The sequence below is a fragment of the Odoribacter lunatus genome (assembly GCF_943193135.1).
GTDB classification, from domain to species: Bacteria; Bacteroidota; Bacteroidia; order Bacteroidales; family Marinifilaceae; genus Culturomica; species Culturomica lunata.
On record NZ_CALPCZ010000005.1, the window covers coordinates 1 to 13,465 of the forward strand.

The 13,465-nt window shown below is 45.3% G+C and carries 12 protein-coding genes; 7 read left to right on the forward strand and 5 right to left on the reverse strand.

Annotated elements, in window-relative coordinates; genetic code table 11:
* The 3 genes from NFR61_RS03485 to NFR61_RS03495 all read left to right on the forward strand — a co-directional run.
* On the forward strand, nucleotides 1-1,185 hold a 1,185-nt coding region (locus NFR61_RS03485), incomplete at its 5' end, for a glycine rich domain-containing protein (protein ID WP_251620667.1).
* A gap of 76 nt (nucleotides 1,186-1,261) precedes the next feature.
* Nucleotides 1,262-1,915: a superoxide dismutase gene (locus NFR61_RS03490; RefSeq protein WP_251620668.1), complete on the forward strand. Its 654-nt coding sequence runs from the start codon at nucleotides 1,262-1,264 to the stop codon at nucleotides 1,913-1,915.
* Nucleotides 1,916-2,138: 223 nt separating this feature from the next.
* Nucleotides 2,139-4,010, forward strand: a complete 1,872-nt coding sequence (locus tag NFR61_RS03495) for an amidophosphoribosyltransferase (RefSeq protein WP_251620670.1) — start codon at nucleotides 2,139-2,141, stop codon at nucleotides 4,008-4,010.
* On the opposite strand, the gene NFR61_RS03500 is transcribed toward NFR61_RS03495, so the two are convergent.
* The 3 genes from NFR61_RS03500 to NFR61_RS03510 are packed head-to-tail and all read right to left on the reverse strand — an operon-like array spanning nucleotide 3,998 to nucleotide 6,451.
* On the reverse strand, nucleotides 3,998-4,948 hold the full coding sequence (locus tag NFR61_RS03500; RefSeq protein WP_251620671.1) for a glycosyltransferase family 2 protein: 951 nt from the start codon (nucleotides 4,946-4,948) through the stop codon (nucleotides 3,998-4,000). The two genes, NFR61_RS03495 and NFR61_RS03500, sit on opposite strands and share 13 nt — an antisense overlap.
* 19 nt (nucleotides 4,949-4,967) lie before the next feature.
* Nucleotides 4,968-5,495, reverse strand: a complete 528-nt coding sequence (locus NFR61_RS03505; RefSeq protein WP_251620672.1) for a DUF4199 domain-containing protein — start codon at nucleotides 5,493-5,495, stop codon at nucleotides 4,968-4,970.
* A gap of 2 nt (nucleotides 5,496-5,497) precedes the next feature.
* The gene (locus NFR61_RS03510) at nucleotides 5,498-6,451 is read right to left on the reverse strand and encodes a glucosaminidase domain-containing protein (RefSeq protein WP_251620673.1); all 954 of its coding nucleotides are present in this window, start codon (nucleotides 6,449-6,451) and stop codon (nucleotides 5,498-5,500) included.
* Between the two features lie 69 nt (nucleotides 6,452-6,520).
* Between NFR61_RS03510 and NFR61_RS03515 the strand changes: the two genes are divergently transcribed.
* Nucleotides 6,521-6,982, forward strand: a complete 462-nt coding sequence (locus tag NFR61_RS03515) for a cytidine deaminase (protein WP_251620674.1) — start codon at nucleotides 6,521-6,523, stop codon at nucleotides 6,980-6,982.
* Nucleotides 6,983-6,984: 2 nt separating this feature from the next.
* Here the strand turns inward: NFR61_RS03515 and recR are convergent, their stop codons facing one another.
* Together recR and recJ are read right to left on the reverse strand one after the other, a co-directional pair.
* Nucleotides 6,985-7,596, reverse strand: a complete 612-nt coding sequence (recR, locus tag NFR61_RS03520; protein ID WP_251620675.1) for a recombination mediator RecR — start codon at nucleotides 7,594-7,596, stop codon at nucleotides 6,985-6,987.
* Between the two features lie 12 nt (nucleotides 7,597-7,608).
* Nucleotides 7,609-9,330 (reverse strand): single-stranded-DNA-specific exonuclease RecJ, encoded by a 1,722-nt coding sequence (gene recJ / locus NFR61_RS03525; RefSeq protein WP_277613050.1) that lies wholly within the window; start codon nucleotides 9,328-9,330, stop codon nucleotides 7,609-7,611.
* Between the two features lie 209 nt (nucleotides 9,331-9,539).
* On the opposite strand from recJ, the gene lysS reads away from it, so the two are divergent.
* Genes lysS through NFR61_RS03540 form a run of 3 tightly spaced genes read left to right on the forward strand, consistent with a single transcriptional unit; the run spans nucleotide 9,540 to nucleotide 13,464 of the window.
* A complete protein-coding gene (lysS, locus tag NFR61_RS03530; RefSeq protein WP_251620677.1) occupies nucleotides 9,540-11,261 on the forward strand; it encodes a lysine--tRNA ligase in 1,722 nt (573 codons plus the stop codon).
* Between the two features lie 13 nt (nucleotides 11,262-11,274).
* Entirely contained in the window at nucleotides 11,275-12,276 is a 1,002-nt protein-coding gene (locus NFR61_RS03535) for an NAD(P)H-dependent glycerol-3-phosphate dehydrogenase (RefSeq protein WP_251620679.1), read from the forward strand.
* Between the two features lie 15 nt (nucleotides 12,277-12,291).
* Nucleotides 12,292-13,464, forward strand: coding sequence for a hypothetical protein (locus tag NFR61_RS03540; protein WP_251620681.1), 1,173 nt, complete (start codon nucleotides 12,292-12,294; stop codon nucleotides 13,462-13,464).
* Nucleotide 13,465 lies beyond the last annotated feature (1 nt).

Genomic DNA, 13,465 nt, shown 5'->3' on the forward strand with positions numbered 1-13,465 from the left:
TATGTAAAGAAGCCGGGAGAAGCGAAATTTGATATAATTCCCGATGCCAACGGGGAGTCATTGGTGTATAATAATTTCGTAAATACCGGAAGCTCTTTTGTGACATACCAATTTAAACGGACAGGCATTTGTGCTGTGGGCATGGCGGAAACAGTGACGAATGTGTATGTGGCACCTCTTCCGTGGACAAATTCATTGGACACGTATACCAATGTTTACCCCTCTTTTACCGTAAATTCAACATGGGGAAATATGCCGCAGGCACATTGGAAATTGGAAACACCTCCCGCAGGGATATCAATTTCTAATCATGGTGTCGTAGCGGGTTTGACTTCCAATTCTGTATTTTGGGCAGATGTGACGGTTTCATCGGATAAATGCCCGGGGCAATCGTGGACGAAGAAGCTGGAAGTAAGAAGAGAGTTTTACTATACGGGAAGTTCACAATCTATTACGCTGGCACCGGGTAAATACAAAATGGAGTGTTGGGGGGCAGAAGGAGGAATCGGTTATATAAATCAAGCGTATCCGGGTAATCCCGGAAACGGGGGATACAGCTATGGAGAACTGCAGCTTACTTCTTCAACTGCTTTTTATATATATGTCGGAGGTCGGGGAGGTAATGCAAAGAAAAATTGTAAAAGCTATTGTGGAGGAGGTGCTGCGGGTTGGAATGGTGGTGGTAGGGGAGGACATGATGATAACGATGATAATGGAGGAGGTGGTGGTGGAGCCAGTGACATCCGTTTGGTTTCCGGTAATCTTTATTCCCGAATCATGGTTGCCGGAGGAGGTGGTGGAGCACGGGGGGGTACGAGTACTTACGGGGGCTCTGGAGGAGGTGTATGGGGAGGCGGAACAACAGGTGCCGGCCAGACCGGCAATTCTGCTTATTTTGGACAAGGGGCTGCAGGAGGGAAAGGAGGATCTGCTACCGGTGTTTATGGCGGCGGTGGCGGTGGTGGAGGCTACTATGGAGCAGCTTCTAATGGCAGGGATGTAGGATGTGGTGGTTCCGGCTTTGTATCCGGTATGTCCGGATGTAATGCCATTACGGGTGACGGGAATTTAGCCCCGACAGGACAACCTAATCACTACAGCGGACTCGTCTTCCAGAACGCCAGTATGTCAAGTGGAACACGCATAGGAAACGGATTGGTACGGATTAGTCCGGTGATACCCTAATTGTGGCGGAAGGGCGGAATGTTTGTAACTTGTTGGCGGGAAGTCCGTATGTATGAATAAATGAAATATGGATAAGATGAATAGAAAACGATGGATGACAGTGATAGGTTTGTTAGGATGCCTGCTTTGTTTTTGGGTCGGAGAGGTGTTCGGATATGAGTTCAAGCTTCCGCCTTTGCCCTATGAGAAGAGTGCGTTGGCTCCGGTAATCAGCCGGGAGACGATGGAGTTTCATTACGGTAAGCATTTGAAAGGATATTTGGATAATTTGAACAGTCTGGTTCCGGGAACTCCGTTTGAGGGGGCGGATTTGCCGACAATTGTCAAGTATGCGACCGGCCCGATTTATGATAATGGCGCCCAAGCGTTAAATCATATTCTTTATTTCAATACGTTTTCCGCAGAACCGGCACATGAGCCTACGGGTGCTTTGGCAGAGGCGATAGCCCGTAAGTGGTCTACTTTCGAGGATTTCAAAAAGGCTTTTTCGGAAGCCGGAGTTTCGCTGTTCGGCTCGGGATGGGTATGGCTGGTGAAAGATAGGAATGGCGATTTGTTTATTTTGCAGGAGAGTAATGCTGGGAATCCGTTGTCCAAAGGATATACACCGTTGTTGGGTATTGATGTCTGGGAGCATGCTTACTATTTGGATTACAGGAATAAACGGGCGGATTATATGGAGAATATCTGGAAGATTATTGATTGGGATACTGTGGAAGCCCGTTATTAAAAATTGATTTTTTAGCGGTTGGTATATCAAAATGTAGTATATTTGCATGTGATATCTGATCGTGCGAATGGATTTTAAGGTTTTCTTATATAAACATAATGGAAGACGCTTGTTTTTTGAGTATGGTTTTGCTCAAAAAGCGGATGATATAATGATTGGGATTGAAGGAGGATGCCGTAAGGCATCCTTTTTTTGTATTTGTTGATTAAAACAAGCAGATGATATGAGTGATGCAATAAAACATGAATGCGGAATCGCAATGGTGCGGCTGTTGAAGCCGTTGGCTTTTTACCGGGAGAAGTACGGGAGTTTCACGTATGGTTTGAATACGTTGTATTTGCTGATGGAGAAGCAGCATAACCGGGGACAGGAGGGTGCCGGTATGGCTTGCGTGAAGTTGGATGCCCGGCCAGGAGAGGAGTATATTTTTCGGGAGAGGGCGCTGGGTAGCGGAGCTATCAGTGAGGTTTTTGAGGCTTTGGGAAAACAGATGAGTGAGGCCCGCCGGGAGGGGGTAAGCGATGAGCGGTTGCCTTTTATGGGAGAACTTTATTTGGGGCATTTGCGGTATAGTACGACGGGGAAGTCGGGGATTTCGTATCTGCATCCGTTTTTACGTCGGAATAATTGGAGGAGTCGGAATCTTTGTCTGGCTGGTAATTTCAATTTGACGAATGTGGATGAGATTTTGGCGGATATTGTGGCGAAGGGGCAGCATCCCCGGCATAACGCCGATACGTTTATTATGTTGGAACAAATAGGCTATCTGCTCGACCGCGAGGTGGAGAAGTTGTATGAACAGTATAGTGTGACCGGTTTGTCGGGCTTGGAGTTGAATGAGGTGATAGAAGAGCATTTGGATATAGAAGCGATTGTCCGGACGGCTTCGGAGAGGTGGGATGGCGGTTTTGTGATTTGCGGGCTGACGGGAAGCGGGGATGCGTTTGTGTTTCGGGATAAGTGGGGAATACGCCCGGCTTTTTATTATTCGGATGATGAGATTATTGTTGTGGCTTCGGAAAGACCTGTGATACAGACGATTTTGAATGTTTCGACGGAGAGTGTGTGGGAGTTGTGTGCGGGGCAGGGGCTGGTGATTAAGAAGAACGGGGCGATGCAGGTGTCGCAGATTCAGCCGGTGGGAAAGATTACTCCCTGTTCGTTTGAGCGGATTTATTTTTCGAGGGGGAGCGACCGGGATATTTATAAGGAGCGGAAGATGCTGGGGCGATTGCTGACTGACCAGATTTTGCGGGCGGTGCATTATGATACGGACCATACGGTGTTTTCTTTTATCCCGAATACGGCGGAAGTGGCTTATTACGGGATGATGGAGGGATTGGAAGAGTATTTGAATTCTAAGAAGAGTGTGGAGTTGTTGGGAACGACGGACAAGATTTCTTCGTATCGGGCGGAACAGATTCTGTCCCGGCGCATCCGGACGGAGAAGTTGGCGATAAAGGATATTAAGCTCCGTACATTTATTGCGGAGAATAACAGCCGGAATGATTTGGCGACGCATGTGTATGATATTACATACGGTTCGATTGTCGAGGGGGAGGATACGATTGTGGTGATGGATGACAGTATTGTGAGGGGGACGACGTTGAAGCAGAGTATTATTAAGATTTTATGCCGTTTGAAACCGAAGAAGATTGTGATAGTTTCCTCTTCTCCTCAGATTCGCTATCCCGATTATTATGGGATTGATATGTCCCGGATGGAAGAATTTATTGCGTTTAATGCGGCGATAGAGTTGTTGAAGGAGACGGGAAAGAAAGAGGTGATAGAGGAGGTTTACCGGAAGTGTAAGGCGCAGCAGGGGAAGCCGAAGGAAGAGATTGTGAATTATGTGAAGGAGATTTACGCTTCGTTTACCGACGGGGATATTTCAAAGCGGATTGCCTTGATGGTGACGCCTCCCGATTGCGAAACGGAAGTCGAAATTGTTTATCAGACGATAAAGAATATGCACGAGGCGTGCGGAAGCCATAACGGTGACTGGTATTTTTCCGGGGATTATCCGACCCCCGGAGGGAACCGCCTCGTGAATGAGTCGTTTATCAATTATTACGAAAAGATTTATATTTCCTGATCGATTTGATATACGTTGCGATCGACTGCCGAGCGGGATACCAGTTCGGCGATGAACCCCGCAAGGAATAGTTGCGTACCCAATATCATGCTGGTCAGAGCAATATAGAAAGAGGGCGTGTTTGTGATTAGCGGAGCTTTGATACCGTGCACGAGGCAGAGGTATTTGTTTACGGCAATCCAGCCGATGGCAAAGAGTCCGATAATAAATAGCAGGGTGCCGATAGTACCGAATAAGTGCATGGGTTTTTTGGCAAACCGCGTGATGAAGGTGACGGACAATAAGTCTAACATTCCGTTGATAAAGCGGTTCCATCCGCCGAATTTGGTTACCCCGTATTTTCTGGCCTGATGCTGTACGACTTTTTCCCCGATGCGGGAGAAACCGGCTTCTTTGGCAAGGATAGGAATGTAGCGGTGCATTTCGCCGTATACTTCGATGCTTTTGACTACAGTGTTTTTGTATGCTTTCAGACCGCAGTTGAAATCATGCAGTTTGATGCCGGAGAATTTGCGTGCCGTGGCGTTGAATAGTTTCGTGGGAAGGGTTTTGCTAAGTGGGTCGTAGCGTTTTTTCTTCCACCCGGATACCATGTCGTAGTTTTCTTCCAGTATCATTTTGAATAAAGCCGGTATTTCGTCAGGGCTGTCCTGCATGTCTGCGTCCATTGTGATGACGACATTACCCTGTGCCGCATGGAATCCGCAGTGCAGGGCTGCCGATTTTCCGTAATTGCGTCTGAATTTGATAGCGCGTATATGGGAATTATTGCCGGACAGCGTACGGATAATTTCCCAGGACCGGTCTTTGCTGCCGTCATCAATCATGATGATTTCATAGCTGAAGTGGTTTTCATTCATGACTTTTTCAATCCATGCCGTGAGTTCGGGCAGGGATTCTTCTTCGTTGTACAAAGGTATGATGACGGATATATCCATGATGCTGTAATTTGAGTTTTTATATAAGTTTTATCGGTTGTTTCCGGATGAAAACGGCTATAATGAGCGAAAATATCAATCCGTGGATAAATTTACCGAATAATTCGGATAAACCGATAGAAAAGGGGGTTGTAAAGGTGGTGATAATTTGAGCCATCATGTCGTTTAACGCATGTTCTCCATATATTTGTTTTATCATGTCTTGCATGATATTCAGGTAACTGGTGATGAGTTCCGGATGAGATGAATAGAGAATGATGGTGTAAAGACTGTAGACAAGTCCGGCAATGAAAGAGAGCCATATTCCGGTAAGGAGTGCTTTCCCGTATGTGATGTATCCCTGCCGGGCGTCGCTGTCCCGGTATTGGCGGATGCGCATGAACAGGCCGATAATCAACAGGAAGTTGAGGGTACGGTCGAGTACCGGATTGTTGAATATGTGCCCCGTGTTGAGAAAGCAGATGTAGGAGGCGATTGCCAAACATCCTCCCATGAGTAAGGCAAAGGGGGTGGTCAGTTTATAAAATAGTTGTTTTTCCGTTTGCATGGTTATTTTCCCGCCCTTTTTCTTAAATATATTTTTTCACCTTCTTTCAACGGGGAGGTCGCCTGAGTGTTGTTGAAGTATGTCAGACTTTTGAGTCTGACACCGTACGTTTGGGATATGGTGTACAGGTTTTCCCCTGCTTTTACCCTATGGAAGTCATATCCTGGTGCTGCCCGCAGTCTTTTGTGTTTAAGAAATACGTATTCTCCTTTTGTGAGAGAGGCATCTTTCTTTTCGTTGTAGGCGAGCAGGCGTTTGAGTTTGATGCCATAGTATTTGGCGATGCTTTCAAAGCTGTCGCCTGTTTGGGCTTCGATACATAGGATGCCGTTTTTGATTTCTTCCCGTTTGTGGTAGTTTACCGACGCGGTACGTTGGGTCGTGATGGGTTTGGCGACGGTCGGTTGCTGCTGTATGGTCGGTGTTTCAGCCGGCGCTTTGGTCGGATGTTTGATTTTCCGGTCGTACAGGTATAGTTCTTCTTCTTCTATGATTTGTATCAGTTTGTCTGCATATTGGGGATTGGTGGCATAGCCGGCGGCTTTCAGGCCTTTTGCCCAGCCTTTGTAATCGGTACTTGAAAGTTCAAATAGTCCGGCGTACCGGGGGCGCGAGGTGAGAAATTCGCTGTGGTCTATCCATGATTGTTCGGGATTGTCGTATTTGCGGAAACATTCGTCTTTGGCGTCATCGTCTTTGTGGTAGGTGGGGCCGTCCCAGTCATGGCATTTGATGCCGAAGTGGTTGTTGGCTTCTGTGGATAGGTCCGACATGCCGCAGCCGGATTCAAATATGCCCTGTGCAAGCGTGATGCTGGCAGGAATACCGGTGCGTTCCATTTCTTTGATGGCGATGTGTTTGTATTTCCGAATGAATTCTTTGCGGGATTGTCCTTGTGTTGTCGAAACTGTCAGACAAAGTATGAGAATGATAAAAATTCCGGGAGTGTGTTTCATTTGCTTTTTTTATTCTGTTTTTTTGCGAACTTTACCTTTCTTTTCCGGCGTAAAAATAATAAAAAAGTCATGGAGAAAAAAGAGCTGAAAATAGATTATCACGTTTATAGGAAAACATATCCTGAAAAGTATGGCGATTTGTGCCGTAAGGTGTTTGAGGTAATCCCTCATGCTTATAGTGTTTATTCGGGTTTTTCGGTGGGTGCCGCTCTGTTGTTGGATAACGGGGTGGTGGTGACGGGTACGAATCAGGAGAATGCGGCTTATCCGAGCGGTATTTGTGCCGAACGGACGGCGTTGTTTTATGCAGGTTCGCGTTATCCGGAGGCGAGGGTGGAGGCGCTTGCTATCGCTGCTTTTGACAAGGGGGTGCAACCGGAACATTTTGTGGCTCCCTGCGGGGCTTGCCGGCAGGTGATGGCGGAAACGATAAAGAGGACGGGGGATTTTGATGTGATTATGCTGGGAGGGGAAGAGACGGTTATGCTCAAAGCGTCTGCTTTGCTTCCGTTTGTGTTTGATCTGCTATAGTTTTATTCTCCGAAAGCGATGCGGTTAAGGATGGAGCGTCCTAAGGTGAGTTCGTCGGTATATTCCAGGTCGTTGCCGACGGAGATTCCTTTGGCGATGGTGCTGATTGTCAGATTTTCGTGGTTTTTGAGTCTTTTGTAAATGAAGTATCCGGTGGTATCTCCTTCGATGGTGGCGCTCAAGGCGAAAATGATTTCTTGGATGTCTTCGTTTTCTATCCGTTGCAGGAGGCTGTCAATGTGAAGGTCGGAGGGACCGATGCCGTCGATGGGTGAGATGATGCCCCCTAGAACGTGATATAGTCCGTGGTATTGTCCGGTTGCTTCGATGGAGAGAATGTCTTTCAGGTTCTCTACTACACAGATGGTATGGGGGTCTCTTTGAGGGTCTGTGCAGATTTCACATAGTTCGCTGTCTGCCATGTTGTGGCATTTCCGGCATTCTTTGATGTTTTTTTTCAGATCATCCAGACTCTGAATAAATGCGGTGACTTCCTCCGGGCTTTTTTTCAGCAGGTGAAGTACGAATTTTAAAGCTGTTTTACGCCCGATGCCCGGTAGGGAGGCGAATTGCTCTACGGCATTATCCAGTAGTTTTGAGGAATGGTTTTGCATCTTGGCGGGATGTTATTCGTCGAATCTGATGTCTTTTAATATCATTTGGATGTCCGTTTTTCCCATGAATTCGTTTTCCTGGAGGTTGTAACATATATCGAAACATTTCCTTGAAGTGATTTCATGGTATAATTTCCCCATGCCGAATCCGATGCCGCTTTTGTCATTGCATACACGCGTGTCGTCGACGACGACCAGTTTTAAGTGTTCGTTGTTGCGTCCCACTCGTTTACTTCCGATAAAGTTTGTGACATTTGGGGTCATAAATACGGGTATGGTATTGTTTGGGCCGAAAGGTGCGAATTTCTGGAGCATGCCGTACAGTTCGGGGGTGATGTCCGATAGCTTTATCTGGGCGTCTATGTTGATTTGGGGCGTCAGCATTTCTTCGGTGATTGTTTCACTGACGATTTGTTCAAATTTCTTTTTAAACGGTTCGATGTTTTCCAGTTTCATCGTGAGTCCCGCTGCGTATTTGTGTCCTCCGTAGTTTTCAAGATATTCACTGCATTGCGATATGGCGTAGTATAGGTCGAATCCTTCAACGGAGCGGGCGGAACCGGTAGCGAATCCGTTCGATTGAGTCAGTATGATTGTCGGACGGTAGAAGGTTTCTGTTAGTCTTGAGGCTACGATACCGATGACGCCTTTGTGCCAGTTGGGATTGTAGAGTACTGTTGTTTTTTGTGTGGGGGAGATTTCGGCTTGAAGAAGGTATTGGATGGCTTCTTCCGTAATGTCGTGGTCTAGTTTTTTGCGTTTGTCGTTGAAGGTGTTGATGTCGGAGGCTATGTTTTCGGCACAGTTTTCTTCGTCCGCCGTCAGTAGTTCTACTGCTTTGCGCCCCGATTCGATGCGTCCTGCCGCATTGATTCTCGGTCCGATACGAAAAACAATGTCGTTGATGGTGATTTCTTTGTCGATGTTGGAGGTTTCGATGATGGTTTTTAGTCCCAGGCCGGGCTGCGTGTTGAGTTGCTGGAGTCCGTAATAGGCCAGTATCCGGTTTTCTCCGGTGATGGGGACGATGTCGCTGGCAATGCTGACACATAGTAAGTCCAGCAGTTTGTAGAGTTCAGACATCGGCAGATTGTGTTTTATCGTGTGTGCCTGAACAAGTTTAAAGCTGACACCGCATCCGCTCAGCCATTTATAGGGATAATTGCAATCGTTGCGCTGGGGGTCCAGGACGGCTACTGCTTCCGGCAAGGATTCGCCGGGAGTATGGTGGTCACAGATGATGATATGGATACCTTTTTCTTTGGCATATTTTACTTTTTCGACGGCTTTTACGCCGCAATCCGTGACAATTATCAGTGAGAATCCGTTTTCGGCAGCATAATCGATGCCTTTTATGGAGATACCGTATCCTTCCATGTACCGGTCAGGAATGTAATATTCCAGATTGGAAGGATTGCATTTGTTTTTGAGGTATTTGTAAAGCAAGGCAACCGCTGTTGTTCCGTCGACGTCATAGTCTCCGTATATCATGACTTTTTCGTCTTCTGCAATGGCTTTGTCCAACCGTTCAACGGCTTTGTCCATGTCTTTCATCAGGAAAGGGTCATGAAGCATATTAAGGGACGGATGGAAAAAGGCCTGTACTTCTTCCGGTGTTTCAATCCCTCTTTGAAGCAAAAGATTTGCTATGATAGAGCAGCAGTTTGTTTTTTTTGATAGTTCTGATATTTTATTTTCCTCTGCGGGAGTGTTTAAAACCCATCTTTTTTTCATTATACTTTTTTCAATTCTGCTACAAAGTAGCGGAATTTCCGCGTGATTTCAAAGCTAATTATTTATAATTTTTCAATAGTTATGGTATGGTTTTATCTATCAAATAAATAGAGTCTGCTTTTTGAGATTCAATGGTTTATTTTATTATCTTTGTACCTTTAAAAGGGGAAATAATATATTAATTTATTGAAATTAAAGTATATAAAGAAATGAGTTTTACCGAGTTAAGTGAACAAGAAATTATCCGAAGGAATTCTTTGGCCGAATTGGAAAAATTGGGGATTGAGGCTTATCCGGCTCCGGAGTTTAAGGTGAATGCCCATGCGGCGGAAATAAAGGAAAGTTTTAAGGATGATGAGGCTCCGAGAGAAGTGGTGGTGGCAGGACGTATGATGAGCCGGAGAATAATGGGTAAAGCTTCGTTTTTTGAGTTGCAGGATGCTACGGGCAGGATTCAGGTGTATGTGAGCCGGGATGATATTGCTGTCGATGAGAATGCAACGGCTTATAATACGGTGTTTAAAAAGTTGATGGATATAGGGGATATTGTAGGGGTGAAAGGATTTGTATTCCGTACGCAGACGGGAGAGATTTCGGTACATGCCAAAGAGTTGGTTATGCTGTCGAAGTCGTTGCGTCCGCTTCCGGTGGTAAAGGAGAAGGACGGAAAGGTTTTTGATGCGTTTACGGATGCCGAGCAACGTTATCGTCAGCGTTATCTGGATTTGATTGTAAATCCGCAAGTGAAGGATGTGTTTGTGAAGCGGACGAAGATGATTAATGCTATCCGTGAGTTTTTTAACAGTAAAGGTTATTTGGAGGTAGAAACTCCCGTGTTGCAGTCTATTCCTGGAGGAGCATCTGCCAGACCGTTTATTACGCATCATAATGCGTTGGATATTCCGCTTTATTTGCGTATTGCGAATGAGCTTTATCTGAAGCGATTGATTGTGGGAGGTTTTGAAGGCGTGTATGAGTTTTCGCGTAATTTTCGTAATGAAGGCATGGACAGGACGCATAATCCGGAGTTTACTTGTATGGAGATTTATGTGGCTTACAAGGATTATTTGTGGATGATGAATTTTACGGAGGAGATGATTGAGCGTGCGGCGATGGCGATTAACGGAACAACGAAGGCGGTTATCGGAGAGAATGAGATTGATTTTAAGAGGCCTTTTAAGCGGGTACGGATGGCAGATGCGATTAAGGAGTATACAGGGTATGATATAGAAAAGATGTCGGAAGAGGAGTTGTATGATGCTTGTGTGAAGATGGGTATTGAGGTGGATAAGACGATGGGAAAGGGCAAGTTGATAGACGAGATTTTCGGAGAGAAATGTGAGGCTCATTATATTCAGCCTACGTTTATTTATGATTATCCGAAGGAGATGTCGCCTCTGACCAAAAAACATCGGGAGAATCCGGATTTAACGGAACGTTTTGAGTTGTTTGTGAATGGGAAGGAGGTTGCCAATGCTTATTCCGAGTTGAATGATCCGGTTGATCAGCTGGAGCGTTTTCAGGAGCAGTTGCGGTTACAGGAGCGGGGAGATGATGAGGCGATGTATATTGATTATGATTTTGTGCGTGCTTTGGAGTACGGAATGCCTCCGACGTCCGGTATGGGAATCGGTATAGACCGTCTTTGTATGTTTTTGACGAATAGTCCTTCTATTCAGGATGTTTTGTTTTTCCCACAGATGAAGCCGGAGAAGAAGATTGTGGCGGATGCCGATGATAAATTTGAAGCTTTGGGGGTTCCTCACGAATGGGTAGACGTTATCAGGAAGGCCGGCTATCAGACGGTAGAGGCATTGAAAGCTGTCGATAATTTCAATAAGTTGCACCAGCAGTTGTGCGGAATAAACAAGAAAGAGAAGTTGGGGCTGTCGGCACCGAGTCCGGAGCAGGTGAAGGAATGGATCGGATGATAAATAGAATGTTATGGAATTATCTCAAACACCAAGAATAGGGGTTGTCGGAGGCGGTAGTTGGGCAACGGCGATTGCAAGAATACTGACGGAGACTAATGGGCATATTACCTGGTTTATGCGTAATATCGATACGATTAATGCTTTTAAGTCTTTTAGTCATAATCCGCGTTATCTGACGGAAGTGGAGTTCGATTTATCCAGGATTACGTTTACGAATCGGCTGGATGAGTTGATTGATATGTGTGATGTGATTATATTTGCTATTCCGAGTGCTTTTTTGAAGAATGTGACTTCCCAGATTACCCGTCCGTTGGGAGGAAAGATTGTGGTTTCGGCAATTAAGGGATTGATTCCCGATGACAATTTGATTATTGCAGAGTTTTTCAATAATTATTTCAATGTTCCTTTGGAGCAGATTGTGGTGATTTCAGGACCGTGTCATGCGGAAGAGATTGCTTTGGAAAGGTTGTCTTATCTGACTTTTGCCAGCAATGATTTGAAGGTAGCGCGGTATGTGGCCCAGGCGTTTGATTGTCATTATGTGAAGACCAGTATATCGGATGATATATATGGTACGGAATATTCGGCCGTTTTGAAGAATGTGATTGCCATTGCTGCCGGGATTTGTCACGGTTTGAGATATGGGGATAATTTTCAGGCGGTGTTGATTGCAAATGCGATACAGGAGATCGAGCGTTTTGTGGCGACGGTTCATCCTATTCACCGGGATATAAAGAGCTCGGCTTATTTAGGAGATTTGTTGGTGACGGCTTATTCGCAGTTTAGCCGTAACAGGACTTTCGGAACGATGATAGGAAAGGGGTATTCGGTGAAGTCTGCGCAGATGGAGATGCTGATGATTGCGGAGGGGTATTTTGCCGTGAAGGGGATAAAGGAGATTAATGAACATTATAATGTACACATGCCGATAACGAATGCCGTATATAATATACTTTATGAACGTATAAGTCCGGCGATGGAAATCCGTTTGCTGACGGAAGAGTTGAGATAATAACAGGTATTGCCTATGTTTTATTTGGAAGAGATAAGAACGCAGAAGCAGGAGGAGGCGTTTATAGAACTCCCGGTTCGTTTATATAAGGATTGTCCTTATTGGATACGTCCTTTGAATCAGGATATACGGAATGTGTTTAATCCGGAAAAGAATCCGTGTTTCAAACAGGGTGAATGTGAGCGGTGGATGTTGAAGAATGAGGCGGGGGAGTATGTGGGAAGGGTGGCGGCTTTTGTTAATGGCAAGACTTGCGGACTGGATAAATATAAGGTGGGACAGATGGGTTTTTTTGAGTGTGTGGATGACCGGGAGGCTGCTTTTATGTTGTTTGATTGTTGCCGGAAGTGGCTTGAAGCAAGGGGAATGGAAGCAATGGAGGGACCTGTGAATTTTGGAGAGCGTATAGAATGGTGGGGATTGCTGATTGATGGTTTTGAGCAGTATCCGAATTATGCGATGCCTTATACTCACTCCTATTATGTGAAGTTTTTTGAAGAATACGGATTTCGTGATTTTTTTAAACAGTATACATATCGTACCAAGCTGGTGATGGATAGTTTGGCGCCGATTGTTGTGTGGAAGGCGGACCGATTGTTGAAGAATCCGGATTATTCGGTTTTTACTTATAGGGAAATTGGCATGCGGAAGGCGATAGATTCGTTGTTGGATGTATATAATAAGGCATGGAATCTGGAGGTGCACGGCGTTGACGGGATTACCCGGGAGCAAGTGGTGACTATTTATAAGAGTTTACGTCCGATAATTGATAAGGATTTGATTTATTTTGCTTATTATAAGGAGCAACCGATAGGTTTTTTCTTGATGTTTCCGGAGATTAACCAAGCGATAAGACATTTGAAAGGCAGGATGGATTTGTGTGGTATGCTGAAATTTTTGTATTATCGTCATGTAAAAAAAATAGATGTGGCGTTGGGGCAGTTGTTTGGCGTGGTGCCGGAGTTTCAGGGGAAAGGGGTGGAAGCTGCCATGATTAAGCGTTTTTGTGAAAAGATTGTAGAGAAGAATAGTTGTTATAAATATTTGGAAATGAATTGGGTGGGTGATTTTAATCCCCAAATGATGCATTTGATGGAATATTTGAGTGCAACAGCCGTAAAAACACATGTTACTTATCGTAAGCTTTTTCGAGATGACATAGAATTTGTCCGGTCAGTAGATAAATAAT

Bases quoted from the DNA above. Each gene is read 5' to 3' on its own strand.
- NFR61_RS03490 (WP_251620668.1), top strand. From the start codon at position 1,262: ATGAATAGAAAACGATGGATGACAGTGATAGGTTTGTTAGGATGCCTG.
- NFR61_RS03495 (WP_251620670.1), top strand. From the start codon at position 2,139: ATGAGTGATGCAATAAAACATGAATGCGGAATCGCAATGGTGCGGCTG.
- NFR61_RS03500 (WP_251620671.1), bottom strand. From the start codon at position 4,948: ATGGATATATCCGTCATCATACCTTTGTACAACGAAGAAGAATCCCTG.
- NFR61_RS03505 (WP_251620672.1), bottom strand. From the start codon at position 5,495: ATGCAAACGGAAAAACAACTATTTTATAAACTGACCACCCCCTTTGCC.
- NFR61_RS03510 (WP_251620673.1), bottom strand. From the start codon at position 6,451: ATGAAACACACTCCCGGAATTTTTATCATTCTCATACTTTGTCTGACA.
- NFR61_RS03515 (WP_251620674.1), top strand. From the start codon at position 6,521: ATGGAGAAAAAAGAGCTGAAAATAGATTATCACGTTTATAGGAAAACA.
- recR (WP_251620675.1), bottom strand. From the start codon at position 7,596: ATGCAAAACCATTCCTCAAAACTACTGGATAATGCCGTAGAGCAATTC.
- recJ (WP_277613050.1), bottom strand. From the start codon at position 9,330: ATGAAAAAAAGATGGGTTTTAAACACTCCCGCAGAGGAAAATAAAATA.
- lysS (WP_251620677.1), top strand. From the start codon at position 9,540: ATGAGTTTTACCGAGTTAAGTGAACAAGAAATTATCCGAAGGAATTCT.
- NFR61_RS03535 (WP_251620679.1), top strand. From the start codon at position 11,275: ATGGAATTATCTCAAACACCAAGAATAGGGGTTGTCGGAGGCGGTAGT.
- NFR61_RS03540 (WP_251620681.1), top strand. From the start codon at position 12,292: ATGTTTTATTTGGAAGAGATAAGAACGCAGAAGCAGGAGGAGGCGTTT.